At 34.9% G+C, this 23,754-nt stretch carries 25 protein-coding genes; 7 read left to right on the top strand and 18 right to left on the bottom strand.

Annotated elements, in window-relative coordinates; genetic code table 11:
* Positions 1 to 633: 633 nt before the first annotated feature.
* Positions 634 to 1,797, bottom strand: coding sequence for an IS256 family transposase (locus tag F9279_RS22520; protein ID WP_152116381.1), 1,164 nt, complete (start codon positions 1,795 to 1,797; stop codon positions 634 to 636).
* Positions 1,798 to 2,463: 666 nt separating this feature from the next.
* Between F9279_RS22520 and F9279_RS22525 the strand changes: the two genes are divergently transcribed.
* Positions 2,464 to 3,549, top strand: a complete 1,086-nt coding sequence (locus tag F9279_RS22525) for an FUSC family protein (RefSeq protein WP_152116382.1) — start codon at positions 2,464 to 2,466, stop codon at positions 3,547 to 3,549.
* 48 nt (positions 3,550 to 3,597) lie between these two features.
* Here F9279_RS22525 and F9279_RS22530 read toward each other — a convergent pair whose 3' ends face one another.
* The 5 genes from F9279_RS22530 to fabL all read right to left on the bottom strand — a co-directional run bounded on the left by F9279_RS22530 (position 3,598) and on the right by fabL (position 7,808).
* Positions 3,598 to 5,346 carry an ABC transporter ATP-binding protein gene (locus F9279_RS22530; RefSeq protein WP_152116383.1) on the bottom strand — a complete coding sequence of 583 codons (1,749 nt, stop codon included), beginning with the start codon at positions 5,344 to 5,346 and terminating at the stop codon, positions 3,598 to 3,600.
* A 107-nt stretch (positions 5,347 to 5,453) separates the two neighbouring features.
* Entirely contained in the window at positions 5,454 to 5,984 is a 531-nt protein-coding gene (locus F9279_RS22535) for a DUF402 domain-containing protein (RefSeq protein ID WP_152116384.1), read from the bottom strand.
* A gap of 183 nt (positions 5,985 to 6,167) precedes the next feature.
* Positions 6,168 to 6,428, bottom strand: coding sequence for a YgaB family protein (locus tag F9279_RS22540; RefSeq protein ID WP_152116385.1), 261 nt, complete (start codon positions 6,426 to 6,428; stop codon positions 6,168 to 6,170).
* A gap of 326 nt (positions 6,429 to 6,754) precedes the next feature.
* Positions 6,755 to 6,940, bottom strand: a complete 186-nt coding sequence (locus F9279_RS22545) for a gamma-type small acid-soluble spore protein (RefSeq protein WP_152116386.1) — start codon at positions 6,938 to 6,940, stop codon at positions 6,755 to 6,757.
* A gap of 124 nt (positions 6,941 to 7,064) precedes the next feature.
* On the bottom strand, positions 7,065 to 7,808 hold the full coding sequence (fabL, locus tag F9279_RS22550) for an enoyl-[acyl-carrier-protein] reductase FabL (protein WP_152116387.1): 744 nt from the start codon (positions 7,806 to 7,808) through the stop codon (positions 7,065 to 7,067).
* A 115-nt stretch (positions 7,809 to 7,923) separates the two neighbouring features.
* Here fabL and F9279_RS22555 point away from each other — a divergent pair, with 115 nt between their 5' ends.
* Complete coding sequence (locus F9279_RS22555; protein WP_152116388.1) at positions 7,924 to 8,148, top strand: hypothetical protein; 225 nt, start codon at positions 7,924 to 7,926, stop codon at positions 8,146 to 8,148.
* Between the two features lie 106 nt (positions 8,149 to 8,254).
* On the opposite strand, the gene F9279_RS22560 is transcribed toward F9279_RS22555, so the two are convergent.
* Complete coding sequence (locus tag F9279_RS22560) at positions 8,255 to 9,064, bottom strand: metallophosphoesterase (protein WP_152116389.1); 810 nt, start codon at positions 9,062 to 9,064, stop codon at positions 8,255 to 8,257.
* Positions 9,065 to 9,215: 151 nt separating this feature from the next.
* Positions 9,216 to 10,319, bottom strand: a complete 1,104-nt coding sequence (mutY, locus tag F9279_RS22565) for an A/G-specific adenine glycosylase (protein WP_152116390.1) — start codon at positions 10,317 to 10,319, stop codon at positions 9,216 to 9,218.
* A gap of 333 nt (positions 10,320 to 10,652) precedes the next feature.
* Here mutY and F9279_RS22570 point away from each other — a divergent pair, with 333 nt between their 5' ends.
* The gene (locus F9279_RS22570) at positions 10,653 to 11,633 is read left to right on the top strand and encodes a metal-dependent hydrolase (protein ID WP_152116391.1); all 981 of its coding nucleotides are present in this window, start codon (positions 10,653 to 10,655) and stop codon (positions 11,631 to 11,633) included.
* 692 nt (positions 11,634 to 12,325) lie between these two features.
* Here the strand turns inward: F9279_RS22570 and F9279_RS22575 are convergent.
* The gene (locus F9279_RS22575; RefSeq protein ID WP_152116392.1) at positions 12,326 to 12,595 is read right to left on the bottom strand and encodes a YfhJ family protein; all 270 of its coding nucleotides are present in this window, start codon (positions 12,593 to 12,595) and stop codon (positions 12,326 to 12,328) included.
* Positions 12,596 to 12,719: 124 nt separating this feature from the next.
* Between F9279_RS22575 and F9279_RS22580 the strand changes: the two genes are divergently transcribed.
* Entirely contained in the window at positions 12,720 to 12,866 is a 147-nt protein-coding gene (locus F9279_RS22580; protein ID WP_152116393.1) for a small, acid-soluble spore protein K, read from the top strand.
* A gap of 33 nt (positions 12,867 to 12,899) precedes the next feature.
* On the opposite strand, the gene F9279_RS22585 is transcribed toward F9279_RS22580, so the two are convergent.
* Both F9279_RS22585 and recX read right to left on the bottom strand, forming a co-directional pair.
* A complete protein-coding gene (locus F9279_RS22585; protein WP_152116394.1) occupies positions 12,900 to 13,232 on the bottom strand; it encodes a YfhH family protein in 333 nt (110 codons plus the stop codon).
* Positions 13,233 to 13,314: 82 nt separating this feature from the next.
* Complete coding sequence (gene recX / locus F9279_RS22590) at positions 13,315 to 14,127, bottom strand: recombination regulator RecX (RefSeq protein ID WP_226793828.1); 813 nt, start codon at positions 14,125 to 14,127, stop codon at positions 13,315 to 13,317.
* A 160-nt stretch (positions 14,128 to 14,287) separates the two neighbouring features.
* On the opposite strand from recX, the gene F9279_RS22595 reads away from it, so the two are divergent.
* Positions 14,288 to 15,190, top strand: a complete 903-nt coding sequence (locus F9279_RS22595) for a TIGR01777 family oxidoreductase (protein WP_152116396.1) — start codon at positions 14,288 to 14,290, stop codon at positions 15,188 to 15,190.
* A 54-nt stretch (positions 15,191 to 15,244) separates the two neighbouring features.
* Positions 15,245 to 15,370, top strand: coding sequence for a YfhE family protein (locus F9279_RS22600; RefSeq protein WP_152116397.1), 126 nt, complete (start codon positions 15,245 to 15,247; stop codon positions 15,368 to 15,370).
* Positions 15,371 to 15,597: 227 nt separating this feature from the next.
* Here F9279_RS22600 and F9279_RS25395 read toward each other — a convergent pair whose 3' ends face one another.
* On the bottom strand, positions 15,598 to 15,774 hold the full coding sequence (locus F9279_RS25395; RefSeq protein WP_193224676.1) for a hypothetical protein: 177 nt from the start codon (positions 15,772 to 15,774) through the stop codon (positions 15,598 to 15,600).
* 332 nt (positions 15,775 to 16,106) lie between these two features.
* On the bottom strand, positions 16,107 to 17,171 hold the full coding sequence (locus F9279_RS22605) for an ATP-grasp domain-containing protein (protein WP_152116398.1): 1,065 nt from the start codon (positions 17,169 to 17,171) through the stop codon (positions 16,107 to 16,109).
* A gap of 248 nt (positions 17,172 to 17,419) precedes the next feature.
* Between F9279_RS22605 and F9279_RS22610 the strand changes: the two genes are divergently transcribed.
* Positions 17,420 to 18,469, top strand: coding sequence for a lactonase family protein (locus F9279_RS22610; RefSeq protein WP_152116399.1), 1,050 nt, complete (start codon positions 17,420 to 17,422; stop codon positions 18,467 to 18,469).
* Positions 18,470 to 18,525: 56 nt separating this feature from the next.
* Here F9279_RS22610 and F9279_RS22615 read toward each other — a convergent pair whose 3' ends face one another.
* The 5 genes from F9279_RS22615 to F9279_RS22635 all read right to left on the bottom strand — a co-directional run bounded on the left by F9279_RS22615 (position 18,526) and on the right by F9279_RS22635 (position 23,616).
* Positions 18,526 to 19,236, bottom strand: a complete 711-nt coding sequence (locus tag F9279_RS22615) for an ABC transporter ATP-binding protein (RefSeq protein ID WP_152116400.1) — start codon at positions 19,234 to 19,236, stop codon at positions 18,526 to 18,528.
* Between the two features lie 15 nt (positions 19,237 to 19,251).
* Positions 19,252 to 20,028, bottom strand: a complete 777-nt coding sequence (locus F9279_RS22620) for an ABC transporter ATP-binding protein (RefSeq protein WP_152116401.1) — start codon at positions 20,026 to 20,028, stop codon at positions 19,252 to 19,254.
* A gap of 37 nt (positions 20,029 to 20,065) precedes the next feature.
* A complete protein-coding gene (locus tag F9279_RS22625; protein WP_152116402.1) occupies positions 20,066 to 21,298 on the bottom strand; it encodes a branched-chain amino acid ABC transporter permease in 1,233 nt (410 codons plus the stop codon).
* Positions 21,299 to 21,307: 9 nt separating this feature from the next.
* A complete protein-coding gene (locus F9279_RS22630) occupies positions 21,308 to 22,285 on the bottom strand; it encodes a branched-chain amino acid ABC transporter permease (protein WP_152116403.1) in 978 nt (325 codons plus the stop codon).
* A 137-nt stretch (positions 22,286 to 22,422) separates the two neighbouring features.
* Complete coding sequence (locus F9279_RS22635) at positions 22,423 to 23,616, bottom strand: branched-chain amino acid ABC transporter substrate-binding protein (protein ID WP_152116404.1); 1,194 nt, start codon at positions 23,614 to 23,616, stop codon at positions 22,423 to 22,425.
* Positions 23,617 to 23,754 lie beyond the last annotated feature (138 nt).

Consider the following 23,754-nt stretch of genomic DNA (forward strand, 5'->3'; position numbering starts at 1 on the left):
GATTGGATAGATGCATGAGAGTCTTTTTTCATGGAAAAGGAAGAATTAAATAACCATTCTAATCATTAAATTCTATCTGAAATAAAAAACTTGCAGAGAAAATAGTACTTTCTCTACAAGCTGGGAGAGCTGAAAAAAGCTCTCTTTTTTTTATTTAAACTTTGCCTAGAGTTTCAAAAAGCTTACAAGCGAGTTCATTCTCTTCAAAAAAATAATTGGTCCACCAACTTAATTTTCATAGCTAATTAAATAAGCGGACATTTCCGGTTAATAACAGAATCACGCCTCTATTTAGGTATAATAAGCGGATTTTTCCGGTTAATTAAGGCAAGAAGCCTCTAATTTCCTGCGTTTTGATAAAATAGACGGAATTCTACGGCTATTTTTAGCTATTTTTAATGTTAGAAAAGTCAAGTCCTGGATTTTGTGTAAAAGTGTCAACAATAAACTTCGACATAATCAAAATTATGATAAATAAACTACACTGTTTTGAATTTACATGGAGGGGCGGGCATGATAGCCTGGCGGGCAAGTCAGGGGTTGTTAAACTCCTGACTTCCTGGCTTTACATCATGCCCGCAGAGGCTCCATGTCCATTCAAAACTAGGCTATACCCTATACTCCTAAGACAACTCATCCTATTGGTATTTTTTTATTTGATTGTACTTCTGCAATGTCCATTAATACTGCTCCTATCAATCTAAAAGCAGATTGAGTATGAGGGAAAATTCGTATAACCCTTTCCCTTCTCCTAACCTCTTGATTTAATCGTTCCAACGAATTTGTACTACGAATAAATTGGTGGTACTTAGTTGGGTGGTTCAAATATTGAATGGCGTCTTCGAAGCCATCATCCAACGTTTCTATTGCCTTTTCCAACTTGGGGTTTTTTTCAAAATTCTGTATAAACTCTTCCTTGAATTTCCTGGCATCTTCCACTTTTACAGCCTCAAATATTCTCTTTAAGCCAATTTTCACCTCATCCATCTCTTTTTTTGGCAATTGATTAAAGATATTGCGTTTAAAATGTACCGTGCAGCGTTGCCAGGTTGTCCCGATAAATTCTTGAGCTATGGCCTTTTTTAAGCCCTTATGTGCGTCTGATATGATTAATTTTGGAGATTGTAGACCGCGTGATTGTAAGTACTGAAAAAATCTTTGCCAGGCCTCATAGCTCTCAGAGTGATCCACTTTTAACCCCAGGATTTCTCGGCCATTATGTTCATTAATGGCCGTTGCAATATACACTGCCTTAGACACGACACGGTGATGTTCCCTTACTTTGATATACATGGCATCCGCAAAAATGAAGGGGTAGTATGTTGTATTAAGAGGTCTGTTTGCCCATGTATTAACGATTGGATCAAGTTTTTCAGACAAAGAAGAAACAAAAGATTTTGAAACATTCTCCCCGCATATCTGTTGAACAATATTATTTACCTTTCGGGTGGATACCCCATTCACAACCATTTCAAGGATAGAAAGGACAAAAGCTTGGTCACAACGAGAATATCTTTCGAATACGGATGGTGAAAATTCCCCATTACGTGTACGAGGTACCTTCAAGGTTATTTTACCAATGCTCATGAGGAGTCCCCGATCATAGTAGCCATTCCGAGAATCCTGACGGTTCGGGGTACGCTCGTAAGCTCCAGCTTGTAAATAATCATCCCGTTCTTTTTCCATCACTGAATTTAATACTAGAACAACAGATGCTTTAACAACTGTGCCTAAATCAGAATTCATTACAGCATCTTTTAAATCTTCGATATTTAGGTTAAACTGTAGTTGAGTCAAAATATGTTCCTCCTCCTTGTTTTCGTCGCTGTTAACATTGTAGACAAGAGGAATTATTTTGACTCCTTTTCTTTTTACACAATTATACGGACTTAATCGTCAGAAAAGGATTAAGCGGATTTTTCCGGCTATTATCTAATGGATGCTTTACCTATTCCCACGACTTGCGCATAGACTCTTGATAGCAGATGTAGGAATAAAAAATAGAGGAGTAAACTGAAATAGTCGCGTAACAATGGTTGATGATGGAATAATCAATCTGTTAACAAGATAAAGAATTAAAGAAAAAGGTAGTTTTAATCCGTATTATTGTAAGACAAGTCCCAATATCTCACCATTGATTGTGAAAGGTGAGACTCCCTACAGACTTAGAGCTTCCCCCGTGAAAAAGCGATCCCCTGAAGCGGAAATCAACTTCTCCCATTAAAAGTAGAACTAACAAAATACTCCACCAAACCTAAAAAACTCCTCGATTATTTTAAAACATTTCAAAAATATGTCCAAACCCCAACTTTTTTAAGAAAAAAGAAAAAATCAGGCATTAGTCTATTGATGTGAGCATCTAATCACTGTATAGTACAGTATTGTGTTTACTTTACGTGTTTTTCGTAAAAAGTATGGGTATAAGAAAAATAGTTTAATTAGCTACAGAAAGGATTACTCTTTATGACTTTAGGAGCGCGCATTCTGAAAACAGGAATCGCCATCGTATTAGCTTTATTTCTCGCACAACTATTAAACGCACCAACACCAGTGTTTGCTGGTATCTCAGCGATATTTGCTATCCAACCAACCGTTTACCGGTCTTATTTATCAATCATTGAACAAATACAAGGTAACCTAATTGGTGCGATTATCGCCGTTGTCTTCACATTAAGCTTTGGAAACAACGTATTTATTATTGGACTAGCAGCAGTTGTCGTGATCACCATTAACTTAAAGCTTAAATTAGAAAAAACAATCATCCTATCTGCCGTTACATTAATAGCCATTATGGAATCACCAACAGATGATTTCATCACATTTTCTATCATTCGCTTTTCAACTGTTATGTTAGGAATATTATCTGCATCCATTGTTAACTTAATTTTCTTACCTCCAAAGTATGAGAATAAACTATATAACAACGTTTCAGATATGAGTGAAGAAATTACTAAATGGATTCGCCTAAATATTAGACATGCCTCAGAGCATGCTCTTTTAAAAAATGATATTGATAAATTGTCAGACCGCATGATGAAGATAGATCAACTGTATACATTGTATAAAGAAGAACGGAATTACTTTAAGAAAACCACTTTACTTAAATCACGAAAATTAGTGATTTATAGGCAAATGATTACTACCTTAAAGAAGTCATTCCAAACCTTGAAGAAATTGCATCGCTATGAAAATGATTTAAAGTCATTGCCAGAAGAGTTCCAAAATAATATTCAACAGCAGTTAGACTGTCTTATCCACCATCACGAGCATGCGATGTTAAAATTTATTGGAAAAGTAAAACCAAGTGTGACCTTTGAAGAAGGAAGTATAAGTCTTGATCGTAGACATTTATTCCAACAATTGATGGAACACTATAAAGATTCGGAAATAATTCCAAAAGAGAATGAAGAAGAATTAATGCAATACCATATCATGCAGATTATTTCTGCCATTATTGAGTATGATGAACATGTAGAGCATTTAGATACATTAATTACTTCCATGCAGGTACACCATAAGCATGAAGCAGAAGTAACCATAGAAGAATAGTAAAAAAGAGGGATAAGTAGTTAGGTTTCATACTACTTATCCCTCTTTTTAATTTCCTAACTGTTGGATCTGGAACAAATCAAAGTAATGACCTTGCTGCTTCATTAACTCCTCATGATTTCCTTCTTCAACAATTTTTCCATGCTCAATTAAAACGATTCGATCAGAATGTGTAATAGTTGATAAACGATGTGCCACAATTAAGGTAGTTCGATCCTTCGCTAAAAGACCAAGTGATTCTTGAATGGACTGTTCACTCTCTAAATCAAGCGCAGAGGTCGCTTCATCTAATATAAGAATAGGTGGATTCTTTAGGAAAACACGAGCAATAGCTACTCTTTGCTTTTGCCCACCACTTAGTTTCACTCCTCTTTCTCCTACCTTGGTATCATATCCTTCAGGTAGTTGTGTGATAAAATCATGGGCATTCGCAGCCTTAGCAGCTGCAATGACTTCTTCTTCCGTTGCATCAGGCTTTCCTATTTTAATATTCTCTCTAATAGATTCACTAAACAAAATATTATCTTGCAAAACCATCCCTATCTTATCTCGTAAAGAGCGGGCTTGAAAATCTCTAATATCCACTCCATCTAGAAGTATTTCTCCACCTGTCACATCATAGAACCTAGGAATTAAGCTTATTAAGGAAGATTTTCCTCCACCACTCATCCCAACAAAAGCAATCGTTTCTCCCTTTTTAATATGTAAGGAAACATCATTAAGCACTTTCGGATCTTCTTGGTTATAAGCAAAATCAACGTTCCTAAAAGCAATATCTCCTAGCACATTTTCACATGGAATAGCTTGTGGTTTATCTTGAATATCATATTTTTCATCTACTAAATCAAATACTCTATCCATAGAAGCAATAGATTGTGTCAGAGTAGTGGAAGAATTCACTAGTCTTCTTAATGGATTATACAATCTTTCAATATAAGCAAAAAACGCAATCATTGTTCCTAGAGATAAATTTCCTTGTAGTACTTGATAACCGGAATAAGCAATCACAAATAGTGGGGATATATCTGTAATGGTGTTAACCACTGCAAATGCTTTGGCATTCCACTTTGTATGTTCTACTGCTTTATTTAAGAACTCACTATTATAGCGCTGAAAATGTTTTTGTTCGTGATCCTCTGTAGCAAAGCTTTTAATAACAGACATCCCTTGTACTCTTTCATGTAAAAAACTCTGTACTCCCGCTAATGCTTGCGATCTATCTCTTGTTAGTGTACGTAAATTTCCAAAGAAATAGCTAACAGAAAAAGCGTAGAACGGTAATAGAATAATGGATACAAGTGTTAGTTTAATATCCATTGTAAACATAATTCCAATTGTAATTAAAATTGTTACTGCATCTAGCCACAAATTCATTAAGCCTGTTAGGATAAAATTCTTTGTTTGCTCCACATCATTAATCACTCGCGATATGACTTCACCAGCTCTAGTATTGGAATAGTACTTTAAGCTTAGTTTCTGTAAATGGGCAAATAACTGATCGCGAATATCATATAATATTTTGTTCGATGTCCATTGTGCAAAATATTGACGATAATATTCAATTGGTGGACGAACGACGATAAAAATGACTGTCATCACAATCATGATTGTCCATAGATGACTGCTTTTATCTGCTTGACTTAGACTTCCGTTATTAATAATATCGTCAATCACATATTTCAATAACAACGGAATTAATAATGGGATTGCAAATTTAATAACCCCAATGAAGATCGTGCCAATAATCTGCCACTTATAAGGCCTCACAAACCTCATATATCTTTTCATGCTATCCATGAAAATTCCCCCTCACATGTTCCAACAAAACATTGTATCACTAATAGTTTTCCTGTCAAAAGAAAAAAGCCTGCTGAATATCAACATGCTTTTTTCAGTCGTTCTTATTAACTTCTGTACGTTAAGTATCTTTCATACCATAAATCAACAAAATCTGGAGCAAAGGGACCTTTTCTTTGTCGGATCCATTGTATTAATTGATTAACTTGCGACTTTAGAATACGATCAATCGCCTCTGGATACTTCATCTCCTGCCTGTGACGTTCATACTCATCTTCATCCAATAAATTAAATGTCATATCAGGGAAAATCTTAATGTCCAAATCATAATCGATATACTTGACTGCTTCGCCATCATAAATAAATGGTGAACTAAGGTTACAGTAATAATGAATACCATCTTCTCTTAGCATTCCAATGACATTAAACCATTGTTGTGAATGAAAATAGCAAATAGCAGGTTCACGCGTGATCCATGTTCTCCCGTCTGATTCCGTAACAATTGTTCGATCATTTCCGCCTATTATTAAATTTTGCGTCCCTTTAAGTATCGTTGTTTCGTCCCAGATTCGATGGATGTGACCATTATGTTTATAACTATGAATTTGTATTGGTTCACCCTCGATAGGTACGCCCATTATCTTCTCCCCTACTTTCATTTTGCGGACGCTTTGCAACCTGTTACATAAAAACGACTTTATTCTTTCCATAAGGCAACAAAGTACGATTCCTCTTTTTCTATTATTATAACGGTTATTGGAAAAATTTAAAACAAAAGAACCATTGAAATTACACAATGGTTTAAATATTCTCTTATTAAATTAGGTTGCTGATAATTTTAATTCGTTTTCTTGATATACTTTAATTACTTTTTCGGTTTGGTTTTCAAAGATTTGCTGGATCTCTTTTAGTTCACTTTTCATCTTCACAATTTCTACCTGTACATCCTTTAATTCTGTTTCTTTTTGTAAGGTTTGAAGTTGTGTTTCAATTTCTTCACACCGTTCTAACTCACTTTGTAAATATAAGAGTTTTTCCATTGTACGCATTTGTTCTCCCACTAACCCGTTAAATAAATCCATGAAAAAACACATCCCAGCATATAGTTTTTATTGATGAATCTTCTATTACTATTTCTTCTTCTTTTAGTTTATTCCTTTGACTAGTTCTGTAGACTAAGAAGAGGTTTTGTCGAAGTTTAAATAAAAAAATTTGATGATTAATTTTCTTATAATGGAGGGAATTGATTTTCTTTTTTCTACTTAATCTAAAATCTTCTTTAAAGGTTATATAAACTGCAGTATGTAAAAATAGGTTATTTTCATCTCATTTAAAAAGATAAATAATAGTATGTTCCAAAAAAAAACATAGCAAAGGGCACTTTCGGAATGAAGTGCCCTTTGTAGCATTATTTGCTAGAGTTTTTACCTTTTTGTGCTTCTGCTTTTGCATTACGTTGTTTTACTTCTTCAACGCTTGTTTCGCTAGCAAATTCAGTACCATACTGACCTTGTTGTCCAGCAGATGCAGCGTTTTGTTGTTTTACTTCTTGGATGTTAGTACCTGTTTGAGTAACACCAGCTTTTTTAGCCATCAATATCACCTCCACGAATATTAATTTGTCCCGTATCGTTACGTTCTATCCAAGAAATTTTTATAACAATTTTTCCCAGTTTAAATCCACGTAAAAAAAGAGAGATTTCTCTCTCTTTTAAGTCTTATACTAATAAAGATATTCCGCCATCTACGATAATCGTTTGGCCACGTATCATACTTGCTTGATCGCTAACTAAGAACATAACAGAATTTACGAGGTCTTCCATTTCGACCATTCTTCCTGCAGGTGTCTTATCTGCAGCGTCTTGCAGAAGTTCTTCTCTATTCGGGAAATGTGTTAATGCATCTGTATCAACTGCACCACCTGAAACAGCATTTACCACAATATTAAGTGGAGCTAATTCTACTGCTAAATAACGTGTTAATGCTTCTACAGCTGCTTTACTTACACCAACAGTTGTATAGTTTTCTAAATAACGAATAGCACCAAGTGAGCTAATACTAACGATTTTCCCACCTTTATCCATTAACTTTGCCGCTTCTTGGGCACAAAATAAAAGTGCTTTACTATTGATATTCATCGTCCAGTTCCAGTGAGATTCTTCTAATTCCATAATTGGACGAAGTACCCCAGAAGCTGCATTATTAATGAATACATCTAAACGTCCAAATTCAGCTTTGATTTCTTGGAACATTCCTTTAATTTTATCTACGTCACCTACATTAGCCTTCACTAACAGAACTTTTCTACCAAGCGCTTTTATTTCTTCTGCTGTTTCTTCTGCCGCTTTTCTGCTTCTTGCATAGTTGATAACAATATCATATCCTGCTTCTGCGAGACGAAGTGCTGTTTGCTTTCCTATTCCTCTACTACTTCCTGTAACTAACGCAACTTTATTTGTCATTTTATGTGAATTCCTTTCCCATCTGTTTACTCCTCATTTTACCTCTATTCGTGTATAGTTCGCAATGAACATTAACACAATACATATAGAAACTAAGAGAAGGAAGGTATCTAATATGTACGTTGGAAGAGATATGACAGAGCTATCCATGCTTACAAAAGGAGATTGGAGAGAAAGTGAACTAGCGTATTTCCATCATTCCCTACAACAAATGACTCCTTACTTAAATGTAGAAGGACAAAGCATTCATCGTGAAATTATTCAAGAGATTGAAAAAAGAGGCGGATTAAAGAGGAATGAAGCTGATTATACGCATGGAACAGAGGTTAGTTATGATTAAGAGAGATAAGGGTTAGCCCTTATCTCTTTGTCCAGCTCAAATATTAATTAAACTATATCCACTCTTTTCATGTGTCAGCTGTGTACTTCTAGTCATTATCACCTATTCATCTCTTCGCAATTGGATACTCTAACCAAGTCCCATCACTTTCCTTATCAAAACTAGAATACAACTTTGTCCTAGTATCATACTTCAACAAAGGAATAATCTTACTCTTCATTGTTTCTCCATCAATATAAAAATGACTATATGTATCCCAATAGACTTTGCCTAGATAGCTATTATCTTTCGAAACATCAACAGTTGATACATGACCTGCAATGATATCTTTATAAAAATCTCCCGTTTCAGCAGGGTACTTCCAATAAAATTCATTAGGCTCTGTTGCATGCTTCCAAAGTTCTTCATCTACTTCACAAATACCTGCATGTACATATATTTGATCTTCCGTTTCATAATAGGGAGAACATTTATCTTTATCTAAAAACCACTCTAATAACTGCGAATGTCTTTCGTTCAGTTTTTTTACTAAGAATTTACTTTTATCTACATATGATCCTTCTCTCATCACTGGTTGATCTTCTATCTTTTCAAATTGCTCTTTTGAAAAGAAGCTTTTAAGTGTAAGTAGTTGAAAATCATACATAAGCCATTGTGATTCGTCTTCTAATGTTGTATACCAGTCAAGAAACATTTTATCATGGTTTCCTAGTAGAGTTTTCACTTGCCCTGGATATTTCTCTTCTAGTTCCTTTATATGATGAAGCACCTGACAGCTATCAGTACCACGATCTACATAATCTCCTAGCAAAATAAATTGATTTTCCTTATCAGAATCTAAATCAACGAGATGTAAAGTATCTATCATTTCTTCATAATATCCATGAATGTCACTAATAGAATAAATTATCGCCACATATAACACCTCTTTTACATATTTTCACATATCCAAAATCTACTTTAAATTCCAATAAAAACAAGCCTATTTTACATATTGAAACACTGTAAAATAGACTTTTCATTTTTTTATTATAACGTCTAAACTAACATTATTTATGAAAAAAGTATTAATTCTCTTCCTTTACTATCATCTCAGGCATAAACTTAATCATTTTCTGATGGGAAACAGGGAAAGGAAATGGCTTTATTTCCTCGGAATTCACTCTCTTTATATCATCTGTTTCCTCTTGTAAATCTAGAAGCTTTCCACTGTACACATTAATATTCCAAACTAGATGAGAGAAGACATGCTCAATCCGAGTGATCATTTCTCCAACCTTCACTTTCGCCTGATAATTTTCAAGCAGTGCTTCCTCCAGTTGTTCTCTTTCACTTTTTATCGTTTGCACTATCTCGATATTTGGAAACTCCCAGAGATTGGCGAGAAGACCTTTATCTGCTCTCTTATGGATTAAAGTTCTTCCATTATCATCTGTCAAAACTACTGCAGCAAGCTGAAGAGTCTTCTGCTTTTTCGTTTTCGTCTTTACCGGAAGCTCTGTAACGGTACCTTCATGAAAGGCATGACAATGCTCTCTAACTGGACAAAGCAAGCAAGAGGGAGATGTTGGCGTACAGATTAATGCTCCTAATTCCATTAGTGCTTGGTTAAAATAAGATGGATTTTCGTGGGATATTAAAACTCTGACTGCCTCTTCAAACGTTTTCCTTGTTTTTGGTTTCGCTATATCTTCCCAAATAGAGAGAATTCTTGAGAGCACTCTCATAACATTTCCGTCCACTGCTGGTTCAGGAACTCCATAGGCTATACTTAAAATGGCTCCAGCAGTATACGGTCCTACTCCGCGTAACTTAGATATCTCTTCTGGAGTATTTGGAACTTTCCCATGATACGTTTCATGAACTTCTTTTACGGCAGTATGTAGATTTCTAGCTCTAGAATAATAACCTAATCCTTCCCAAGCCTTAAGTACCTTTTCTTCTTCTGCCTCTGATAAAGCCTCTATTGTTGGGAATTGCTCAATAAATCGGTTAAAGTAAGGAATAACTGTATCTACCTTTGTTTGTTGAAGCATAATTTCTGAAACCCAAACTTTATAAGGATCTTGGTCTTTCCTCCAAGGTAAGTCTCTTTGTTCCTCTATAAACCAATTTAGTAAATCCTTTTTAAATTGCTCTACATCTACATTGCTAGCTATATCTTGTACCACTCTAAACCTCCATGATGTTATTTATTAATGAATTCTGGGAATAGAATATTATATCTTACAGCTTTTCTATCTTTTTTAAGAATAAATAAAGGAATTTGCTTCATTTTATATAAGAGAACTAATAATCGACATAAAATCTTCATAAAATATGCTTATGTCCAATTGAACACAGAGCAATATTATTATTAAATAGACTTATTCGGTAAAAAACTACCCAAACATTATATCTCTCTATCTAATGTAGTGTAGCGGTAATAAGAGAAATTGAAAAGGAAAATTAATATGTAAATATAGAACAAATTTCCTTTTAATTAATTGGGAGGTTCGATAACGATGGATACAGGGACACATATCGTAATGGGTGTCGCTATTGGCGGTCTCGCCACCTTAGACCCTGTTGTGGCTGGTAGTCATGCAACGGCTGTAAGTGTCATGATTACTACTTTAATCGGATCACAGGCACCAGATATTGATACCGTATTAAAATTAAGAAATAATGCAGTTTATATACGCAATCACAGAGGAGTTACACACTCTATTCCCGCTGTACTTTTATGGCCTATATTAATTCTGGCTGTTATTTATCCATTTTTCCCAGAAGCTAATTTGCTTCACTTATGGCTTTGGACTTTTTTCGCTGTGTTTCTTCATGTTTTTGTTGATATCTTTAATGCATATGGCACACAAGCTTTACGACCTTTTTCAAATAAATGGCTAGCCTTAGGAATTATTAACACCTTTGATCCAATCATCTTTTCCATGCATATTGTAGCGATTATTTTCTGGATTTTCGGTACAGATCCAGGATATACCTTTTTAACGCTCTTTCTTGTCTTATTCGGGTATTACCTTCTTCGCTTCTTTACACAACGAAAAGTAAAAAGACAAGTGAGAGAAATGATACCTGATGCAACAGAGATTATTCTCTCGCCAACAATGCGATATAATCATTGGCGAATTGCTGTACAAACAGAGGATTCCTTTTACGTAGGTCGCTCCCATCAGCATGAAATTGAAATCTATGATAAATTCCATAGAATTCCAGTACCTACAACACCAGTACTATCAGCAGCACAAAAAGACGATAATCTATCAGCATTTCTATCGTTTTCACCAGTATTCAGATGGGAAGTAACAGAACTAGAACATCAATACCAAGTACGCTTCATCGACCTACGCTACCGAAGTAACGGACACTACCCATTCGTCGCAGTAGTCCACCTAGACCTAAACCTAAATATCACCTCCTCCTACACAGGCTGGATATTTAGCGAGGACAAATTAAGAAAAAAATTAGATATATTAACAAACTAAATGAAAGTACCACCCGTGATTGTACTACGGGTGGTTTTATCTAGGGTTGGAGTACTGGGGGTACTAACACACCCACGGATCAAAATTCTTTATTAACCCAACTCGTTCATTGACTATATGTACCTTTTCACATCTGAATTGCGAATTAGAATGTTAGTAAATAACCGGAGATATCTGCTTATTTAGTTAAATACCATTAATAATAGCTCCAATAGACGGATATTTCCGCTTATCTTCCTAAATAACATGAAAATGGGAAGGTTTTTCCTTACTTGACCTGAGATATCCGCTTATTTAGTTAATTTTCACTAAAAATAGTTCCAATAGACGGATATTTCCGCTTATCTTCCTAAAACACATGATATTGTAAAGGTTTTTCCTTACTCAACCGGAAAATTCCGCTTAAGACAGCCTAATAATATCATTCCACCAGTACTTACAGGAAATTCTCCGCTTATCTTTGCTGAAAACTAGACATTTGAGCAGCAAATCAATATTCATTAGCACCATCAAGAAGTTTCCACATGCCAATCCTCTATCAACTTCAATTAGAACTCTTTTCTATATTAAAAATAGAGGCACATCTACCAAAGATGTACCTCCACAAAACAAGTCCAAAGGCATACCGTAGCTAAAGCTCCGATCCCCATGTAAAGCGACCCCAATATTGGAATTAAGTATGCACTCACCCATCAATGCAACTTCTTCCTATCATCCATCACAAAATCCTTATACTTAGGATTCTCCGCCACAAACTCATGCAGCTTCTCCCCATAATTTTCAATCCATTGACTAACTACTTTTTCTGCAACTTCCTCTCCTTGATATTTCCTACCAGCTTTAGCATATGTACTTTCAAAATCTTCCCATAACAATTCCACCCAAGTTTGAGCCTGCCCTACAGAAATAAACGAATTCAACTCCAATAATCTGTCTACCAATTTCTTTTGTGCCTCATGCATCGTATAACTCCCTCTTTCTATCTGATTTACTTATAAATTTTCATCAATAACAAATACTATCTTTAGTAATAAACATCTCTTCGTTTATTACATTTACTTAGTGAATAAATGGAGGTTCAATATAATGGCAAATGTAGATAATTTAAATGGAAGCAAGTTAGAAGGGGAACCAAGAGCAAAATCAGAATATGCTTCTAAGAGAGCAGACGGTACCATTAACACACACCCTCAAGAAAGAATGCATGCTTCTTCTCATCGTAAGAAGAAATAAAATATATACAGAGAAAGTATCGAGCCCTTTCGGCTAGATACTTTCCCTCTTACTTTTTTTAAGTAGAGATATGGGTATTCCTTCTTCTTTACTATTATCCACATTCCGTCTACCCCAAGCAAAAACACCATTCATATACTCTATTTGAAAAAGAACACCTGGATCGCCTTCTAGTTCATACCGTTCATTTACCACAAAGTCTGCTGGATTTAACAAATACGATTTTGCAAGAACTGCTTTTCTTTCTAATACAGCATACTCATTCACCATTCCGAGCTGCTCTGCCTTTTTTGCTTGGTCATTTAACGAAGCTATTTCCATACGTAATTCATGCTCTGTCATCATGCTATACCTTTTTGTAAGCATCCGATCCTTCCTTCCACTGTTTATTATTTTATTCAAATCTTAGTATTTGAGCAAAAAATAAGATTCAGAAATGATTATTTGTTTATTCTTCTATATCATTTAAATACTGTTCAATTAATTCCATGGAAAATCCTTTACGATAAAGAAATTGCTTCATTTTCTGAGTAAATTCATATCCCTCATACTTTGCGTACTTTCTTTTTGCTTTGTCACCATGTACTCTTAAAGCTTCTAACTCATTATTATCCATATCTAGCACTTCAGGCGCATTTTTCACTTCTCGGATAATGGCTGAAGGGTAGCCTTTTCTAGCAAGTGTTTGCTCCAGCTTTTGCATAAGAATGCGTGAAGACTCTTTTTTATTACCATCTAAAAACTTTAGGGCAATCTTTTTAGCTGATTGTATCTGATCCTCATAAGAAAGCTCCTCCATTGCTACTTGAATTAAATTAGCTGAAATACCTTTTTCCTTTAATTCACGCTTAATTACTTTTGGACCTTTTGTAGTTGTATTTCGCTGTGTCCGCACATAAGAAAATGCATAATCTTCATCATCTAAAAAATTCATTTCCTTGAGCTTTGCCATCACTTCAGCCACTAAAGCAGGTTTCTCCATCTTAGATGATAAAAAGGTCTCTACTTCTGCTTCTGTTCTTTTTACACTCGCCAGATATTTAACTGCACGATGGTAACCTTTTCTAATTTCATCATTATACTGAATTTCATTTATTAATAAAGTATCTAATTCCATCCCTTTTCGAAGCTCATACTTAATAAGAATGGCTTCATCCACACTAAATAAATACTCTTCTTTTCCATACTTAATAGTAAAAATATTATAACGATCCTTTAGTTCCTTTTGCCTTGTTATTTTACTTATTTCCACACTAATCACCACTCATCATTATTCCATTTTAGTTGCAACCTTTATCGTTAATTAGAATGTACCATATAGGGTTTCTACATTTCCATTCCTACCTATCTGCTTAAAGTTTGTTTTAAAGGAAAAATGGTTTAAAATGAAAAATAACTTTTAGCATAAGGAGGAGTTCGATATGAATTTCCTAATTGCAGGCGGAACAGGATTGGTTGGACAAGCACTAATAAATAAGTTAGTAACAGAAAAACATACTATTTATTGTTTAACACGTAATCTCACGGGAAAACAAAACTCATCTAATATTCAATATATACAGTGGTTACATAATAAATTGCCTACATATGATTTACCACCAATTGACATTGTCATTAACTTAGCAGGTCTATCCCTTAATAGTGGTAGATGGACCAAAAAAAGAAAGCAAAAGATTGTAGGTAGCCGATTACAAGCAACAACCGAATTATTATCTATTATAGAACATCTCCCAGTTAAACCTTCTCTATTACTTAATGCCAGTGCTGTCGGTGTATATGGTACTTCTGAATCAACTACCTTTCATGAAGATAGCGAATTAGCTGATGACTTCTTGGCAAATACCGTGAAAAAATGGGAATCATGTGCAGATAAAGCAACCAACCATTCCATTCGCACCGTTTTTTGTCGTTTCGGCTTAATTTTATCTAAGGAAGGAGGTGCACTACCAAAGCTAGTTCTTCCTTTCCGTTTTTACATTGGTGGAAGATTAGGTAGTGGCAAACAATGGGTGTCATGGATTCATATCGAGGATGTAGTAAATGCCTTTCTCTTCCTTATTGAACGTACAGATATAGCTGGCCCAGTTAATTTCACTTCTCCCAATCCAGTTAAAATGAAGGAATTCGGAAAAACCATTAGCTCCCTTTTTCATCGTCCTTTTTGGTTTCCAGTACCTGAACCACTTTTGCATAAAGCTCTCGGGGAAATGAGTATTCTAATCACAAAAGGTCAAAAAGTCACACCTAAGGTTCTTTTAGAACATGGATATGAGTTTAAGTATCCTAATCTTGATCAGGCACTGAGCAACTTTTATGTATCATAGTTTAATTTTAGGAAACAATAAGCAGCGACGACAATCAGAAAGGGTGTATTATTAATGGTTGCAAAAAATAAACATAAAATGAAATCCAACTTGTCTAGTATGCAAGCAGTGACCTATCAACATGAATTTAAAATGGCTGATCGAGCTGCTAATAGAAAAGATACGAAAGAAAGACAGTAGTTATTTTAGGAGGTATCTCACTTCGAGATACCTTCTTTTCATAGCACAAAAAAGAAAACCCTTCCAAAATTGTGGATAAAACAGACTATTACCTGTTGATAATGTGGATAAACCTGTGGAATACTAATAATCCAACAATAATTATGTGGATATAATCGTTAATAAGTGACCGTTTTTTCCACAACCAATATTTTAAGATAAATAAAAAAAACAGAATTTCTTCTGTTTTAATCTTCCTTCGATGCAGCTCCTTCTTCTAATACACGAGCTTTATTTTGAAAATATATGTACTTTTGGAAATAATGGTTTCTCTCTAAGCTTCCTTTTGCTCTATTGGATTTCTTTGAATACTTATTAGCCTGACGTAAGTAATGATTGATTTTTAAATTAAGCATGAACCCCATTTTCCTTTGCCTCCTGAGCTACAAATGTTCTTAATAAAGAACTTTTATATGAAAATATATAACGACAGGCTGTTATCTATACAATTGTTGTTTATTTTCTAAGATGTATATCCACATAACATTGGAAAACCAACAAAGAATAAGATCACTACCAATTATGTTTTTCACCCAACTAATTCTTAATAAAGAACACCTTGCTATACTTTTCTCTAATTACTTTAAATATAAAAGAAATTGTTCTTAATGTCAATATAATTCGTTTTTTATAAAGAACAAAAAGAAATGGTTAGTAATGCTGTTATTCATGCATCACTAACCATTTCTTCCTATAGTTACAACCTTACTTTTGATTCTTGTTTCCAATCCTTTAGAATAACCTCTTTTTCTAAATAACTAGACCTTATACCAAATTGAGGTTTCACAAATTCGATTGCTTTGTTCTTCATTAATAACAGTTTAATGGCTTTATATGGAAAATTAATGCCTGCTAAACAGCTATAATGAAGACCACCTGACATCCTTGGATTTATTTCTAATAGTTTCGGAATTCCCTCTTTATATCGCACTTGAATATTATAAATATAAGGAATATGTAAGGCTTTGTTAATCTCTTTTGCCAAGTGAATAAGTTCTTTATTCTCTTCCAGTTCTCTTACTCTTCCCTGCCCTTTTTTCCTCGGAATAGCTGCCATCAACTCTCCATCATAAGCAAGACAATCTATACTATATTCCACACCATCTAAGTATTCTAAAACCATGAGTGGAGGAAACTCTTTCTGCTGTATTAGAATTTGATAGGCATGCTCTAATGTAATATTATGTGAGACACCTTCGTAAAAAAGATCATGAATAGAAGTTAGTTGCTCTTGAATAACCCGAAAGCCTTGTCCACCCTCTCCTATAACTGGCTTAAAACAAACTGTATGCCCTTTATCTTTTAGCTGGTAATAAGCTTCCTTAAATTCTTCTGCTGTTCTTACAATCCTATACTCAGGAATATGAACCACATTCTTCAAATCAGGATGATTCTTCATTAATTCATATGTTCCTTCTTTATCATCAAGCATATCCATTAAGTTCGCATCAGGACATACCAATACTTCTACTCCTATATCAGTAAACTTTTTTAAATGTCTGGAAATTAATACATTTTCCTTCCGTGGAACAAATATATCTATATTATGCGTACGACAAAAATCTAAACAGTAATGAACATATTCCATTCCCTTTATACTCGGTTCCATGAAAGCTACATCACAATAGCTCAAGTAAACAGCATCTTTATTTGTTGAAGTTCCATACACCTCAAACTCCATTCCATCACTGTTATATTTAATCATATCAATAAAATGGGCTACTGTTGAAAACCATTGATTGAACCAAATTCTTTTTTTCATTTTCCTATCCTTTCGTCTATACATGCATACTTTTCCGAAAAAGTTAGTATAGATCTCTTCTTTGTTTTTTATGCATTTATTTATTAAATTATTGTAATGATAGAAAAAATACGTTTCATTTTTTCTACAAAGGGAAAATATAACTAATCTTCTGAAGAATAAGATGTATCACTCCCTTATTTCTTTTCAGACATGCTATAATTATTTATAGGTTTTAAAAAAGCAAATTTTGTAAAGGAGAATTGTTTATGACAAAATATATTGGTTATGTTGGTACATACACGAAAAAAGATAGTAAAGGTGTTTATTCTTTTGTACTAGATACAGAAGAGAAAAAGATTTCGGCTGTCGAAGTGGCTGCTGAAATTGAAAATCCAACATATGTAACAATCTCTAACGACAATAAGTATCTTTTTGCTGTTGGAAAAGAAGGCGCTTTAGGCGGTGTAGCTTCTTATTCTGTTGATTCTACAACTGGTGGATTGAGTCTACTTAATACTCAATATTCAGAAGGTGCATCTCCTTGTCACGTTAGTGTAGATGCAGAAGGTACAGTTATTCTTTCTGCTAACTACCATAAAGGTACGGCTGAATCTTATCCAGTATCTGTTGATGGTTCTCTACAAGAAAACGCTTCAACTATTCAACACACAGGTTCTGGCCCAAATACAGCTCGTCAAGAGAAACCACATATGCATTTCTCAGGATTCACTCCTAATGATCAGTTTGCAGTATCCGTTGATTTGGGTACAGATAGAGTGGATACTTATAAACTAAGCGATGGAGTATTAGAAGAAGTGAGCAGTCTTTCCGTGAAACCTGGAAGTGGTCCAAGACATATTACTTTCCATCCAAATGGAAAAATCGCTTATGTTATGACTGAGCTAAGCAATGAAGTAATCGTACTTTCTTTCAATTCTGAAACTGGCTCTTTCCAAGAATTACAATATATCTCTACTTTACCGATTGATTTCACTGAAAATAGCCAAGGAAGTGCTATACATGTCTCTTCTGATGGTAAATTTGTTTATGCAGGTAATCGTGGGCATAATACAATTACTAGCTTTAGTGCGAACGAAGAAACTGGACAACTTACTTTCCTTGAACATACTTCAACAGAAGGTAATTGGCCAAGAGATTTCGTTTTAGATCCATCTGAACAATTTATCGTTGCATCTAATGAACAATCAGATACACTTACTTTATTTGAAAGAGATGCAGCTACTGGTAAATTAACATTATTACAATCAGAAATACATGCTCCAGAACCAGTTTGTGTTAAATTCTTAAATTATTAATAACTGAAGAAGGAGAAGACCATTCTAAACTTTGGCCTTCTCCTTTTTTTGTTTAACTAAGCTAGATAGGCTTCTTGTACTTGTTTATTTGTAATTAGTTCCTTACCCTTACCCTCTAATACAATTCCACCTGTTTGAATAACATATCCTCTATTAGCAATCTGTAAAGCTTGAAAAGCATTTTGTTCTACTAAAAGAATAGTCATTCCTTCTTTATTCAATTCTTTTATAATTTCGAATATCTGCTCGACAATAATAGGAGCAAGACCCATAGAAGGCTCATCCAACATAAGGACCTCTGGCTGCATCATTATTGCTCGCCCAATCGCCAACATCTGTTGTTCTCCCCCACTCATAGTTCCTCCACGTTGCTCCATTCTTTCCTTTAATCTAGGAAAATATCGAAAAGCCTTTTCCATTCTCTCTTCTATTAACTTCTTCTCTTTTACAGCAAATGCTCCAATTAATAAATTTTCTTTTACCGTCAGTTTTGGAAATATTCTTCGTCCTTCCGGTACTTGTGATATTCCTAATACAGCGGTTTTATGTGCGGCAATATTCGTAATATCTTTCCCTTTGTATAAGATACTTCCATTCTTGACTGGCACTTGCCCACTGATTGATTTTAAAGTGGTGGATTTTCCAGCACCATTACTTCCAATTAAGGTAACAATTTCTCCTCTATCTACATGTAAGCTTATTCCTTTTAATGCTTGTATTCCTCCATAAGAGGCTTCTATATTATTTAATTCTAGTATTTTCTCCATTGCTGTTACCTCCCATTAACCAAGTGACACTGCACCTTTTCCTAAATATGCTTCAATTACTTTTGGATTGGAGCGAATATCATCAGGTCCACCTTCAGCAATTTTCTCCCCATGATCAAGTACAATAATATGCTTGGAAATCTCCATAACAAGCTTCATATCATGTTCAATTAAAATAATGGTCAAATCATATCGTTTACACATATCCTTAATCAAGTCAGTTAATAGGCTGGTTTCCTTTGGATTCATTCCAGCTGCAGGCTCATCTAATAATAAAACACTTGGTTTTGTAGCTAGCGCTCGAGCAATTTCCAGTCTCCTCTGTGCACCATAGGACAGATTACTAGCTGCTTCATTGATTTGATCACTAAGCCCAACATATTCTAGTAATCTATAAGCTTCCTTCATAACCTCCTCTTCTTCATGCCTAGCCTTTGGTAGTTGAAGGAGTGTTCCTATTAAACTCCCTTTTAAATGATTATGCATACCAACCATAACATTCTCTAATACAGTAATATCACTAAATAAACGGATATTCTGAAAAGTTCTAGAAATACCTTTTTTCGCCACTACATGTGGTTTTAAACCAGCAATTGGCTTGCCATTTAATAAAATTTCTCCTGAGCTAGGCTTATACACACCTGTAATCATATTAAAAAAGGTTGTTTTTCCTGCCCCATTTGGTCCAATTACTGCAGTAATAGAGTTTTTTTCTACTAACATATCAATATCAGTGTTAGCTACCAATCCACCAAATGATTTTGTTAAACCTTTAACCTCGAGTATATTCACTTGATGCTCCTCCTTAAAGAACATGATTCTAGTATTTCTACTGCTTTTCAGCTGTACTTTCTTTTAATTTATTCACATTAAATTTTTTATTCTTTGCAGGGATAAGTCCTTGAGGTCTATACAAGGTCATTACAATTAAAAGGGCACCGAATATGAATCTTTGCATTTTGGCTGGAGATAATGCATTTGGAATCGTCGCTACTTGACTTAACCATCCAGTTAACTCTGTTAAAACTTGTAAATTCAGAATGGTAACAACAGCTGCACCTAAAATAACACCAGGAACACTTCCCATGCCACCTAGAATAACCATCACAAGAATAGTAGTAGATTCTAAGTAAGTAAAACTCGTAGGATCAATGAACATTTGTTTAGCTGCGAACACTACTCCCATCATCCCTGAGAAGGATGCACCAATAGCAAATGCCGTTAATTTAGTTTTCACTAACGGAATTCCCATTGCTTGTGCTGCAATTTCATTCTCCCTAACAGCTTTCCAAGAACGACCAAGCTTCGTATGCTCCATCCTTGTAACCGCATAGATGACAATGATGAACATAACAAGAACCACATAATAAAATTGATTTGGTTGTGACAAGGTAATGCCAAAGATTTCAGGCTGCTGAATACTCGCCAATCCCATTGCACCATTTGTGATGTTAACGGGTTTATCTAAGTTATTAAAAACAATACGGATTATCTCACCAAAGCCCAATGTAACAATCGCCAAATAGTCACCTTTTACTCTTAATACAGGTATTCCTAGTAGTACCCCAAATAAAGCAGCTACGAATAACCCAAGAATAATAAAGATCCAGAAACTGTTACCTGATAAGGGATATGTTCCGAATGGCATAAAATTACTTGCTTGTGCGGAAGCAAAAATACCATATGTATAAGCACCTACTGCAAAGAATGCAACAAATCCTAAATCTAATAACCCTGCGAGACCAACCACTATATTTAGACCTAAAGCCATACAGACATAAATACCGACCATTGTGGCAACTTCCATATAAGCTTGATAGGAAGGTCCTTGACTAGCTGAAAAAGGAAGAATAACGACTAATATTAATAATGCAATCATCCATTTCATTTTTTTTCCTAGATTCATATAGTAGAGAATTAATAGAGATAGTAATAATAGTAAAAAAGCAATAACTGATTTTTGAGACAGAGCTAGTGCAGCAGTTGTCACCAATACATACACAAAGAATAAAATTACCTGTGCAACCTTATTTGTTTGTATGGTTTTTATATAATTTGCCATTCTTTCCACCTACACTTTCTCTGCAACGGCTTTGCCAAACAAGCCTTCTGGTTTAAAGATCAGTACAATAATTAAAATGGCAAATGCTACTACATCTTTATACTCTGCACCCATTAAGCCACCTGTAATAACGGAAAGATTAGCAGCAGTAAACATCTCAATTAATCCAATAAGCAAACCACCAAACATAGCTCCACGAATATTACCAATTCCACCTAATACCGCAGCAGTAAAGGCTTTAAGACCTAGAATAAAGCCAATATACGGATCAATTGTTCCATATTGAACAGCAAATAAAACACCAGTTGCTCCTCCTAGTGCAGAACCAACAAAGAATGTAACCGAAATTACTTTATTCACGTTAATGGACATCAAGGAAGCAGTTTCTCGATCCTGTGCAACTGCTCGCATAGCCATTCCCCATTTGGTTTTATTCACAAAGAAATCTAATCCAATCATAAGGATAATTGCAACAATCATGACAACTAAAAACGAACTTTTAAAACTAGCTGCATTAGCACCTAAGATAGAACCAATATTGATTTGATTAGAAAAGAACGTTGGTGCAGTCAGAATATAATTTCCTCTAAATAATTCCGTAATAAAACGAACGATATCTTGTAATAAGAAAGAAATACCGATTGCAGATATTAATGCAATCAATTTTGGAGCTTTCCTTAAAGGACGATAAGCTACTCGTTCAATTCCCATACCGAGCATTCCCGTTACAATGCTAGTAATAAGAAGCATAATAATTAACGATACAACTGCTGGAAGCATAGATGTCCAGCCAAGACTTGTTAGAAGAATTAAGATACCAGTCCCTATAAATGCCCCTGTCATAAAGATTTCCCCATGAGCAAAGTTAATGAGCTCAAGAATTCCATAAACCATGGTATAACCTAATGCAATAACGGCGTAAACTGCCCCTAATGTTAATCCATCAATTAAAACCTGCGGTAATGTTTGTAGTATTTCTGTTAGCATCTTCTTCCCCACACTTTGTATTAATTTTGGTAAGTATATGTGTTTGAATCGATCACTTCATTTACATATTTGCTGATGACCTAATATAAAAACAAAAAGGGTACAGGACCAACCATACCCTTTTCATCACCTTACTTTTATTGACTAATCTCTCCATCCAATGTTGCAGGATAGCTTGCTTCATCAAATTTATAAATAAAGATTTTTGCGAATGTATTATCACCTAACTCATCAAATCCAACTTCTGTTACTACCCCTTTGTAATCTTGTGTAGCACGAACGACACTTGTTACCGCTTCACGTGTAGGCATTTTATTGTCATTATCTTTGATTGCTTGCTCAATTCCTGCTAGCAACACTCCTGCAGCATCATAAGCATAAGCTGAGTAGGATTCAATAGATTTGCTGAATGCCGCTTCATAGTCTTCAGCAAATTTTGTTCCTTCTTCTGTTTTTGTTGTGTCACCAGCAACAGAAGTTAAGAAAGTATTCTTAATAGCTTCTCCTGCGATTTCAACAAATGTAGAGGAATCTAATCCATCTCCACCCATGAATGGGATATCTAAGCCTTTTTCACGTGCTTGTTTTACTAAAATTCCACCTTCTGCATATAGACCACCAAAGTAAATTAAATCAGGATCTTTAGAAGTAACTTGGTTCAGTACGCCATTAAAGTCTTTCTCACCAACTGTGATTCCTTCATATCCAACAATTTCAGCTCCTAATTCTTCAGCAGCAGCTCTAAAAGCATCTGCTAAACCAGAACCGTAGGAAGTTTTATCTTGGATAATAAAGATTTTTTGTGCTCCTAATTTTTCAATAGCATATTCTGCACCAGCAGGTCCTTGGAAGTCATCACGTGCAACAACACGGCTTACTGTTTTCAGCTTACGATCCGTAAAGTCTGTTGCTGTACTTGCTGGAGAAATACTTATTAAGTTATTTTTCTCATAAACCTCAGAAGCAGGAATGGAAACACCAGAGTTTAAGTGACCAACTACACCTAATACCGCTTGATCAGCCACTACTAAGTTGGCGTTAGCTACCCCTTTTTTCGGATCTCCTTGGTCATCTTGCGCATCTAATTGTAATTCAAAGCCTAAATCAGCGAATTTCTCTTTTTGCTGATCAATAGCTAATTGAGCACCTAATTTAATGGCTTCTCCCAAAGTAGCACTTCCACCAGAAAGCGGTGATTGTGTCACAATTTTAATTACTTTTTTATCACCTGAACTGTCTCCATCTGAACTGGAGCTTGAAGCACATCCACTCATAAATCCAAGTGCTAAAGTAGCTGTCATAGCTAGTGAAATTACTTTCTTTGATAACATAGATTGCCCCCTAATAATTTGTCTTTTTATCTCGGAGTAGTTTGAATGATTTCATTCTCCCTTATTTCCATGTATGGATTATAAGCCTATCTATGGACATGTGTCTTTTAAATTGTCAGATTACTTAACATTATATTT

The organism is Bacillus sp. B1-b2, assembly GCF_009183415.1.
Classification (GTDB): Bacteria; Bacillota; Bacilli; order Bacillales; family Cytobacillaceae; genus Niallia.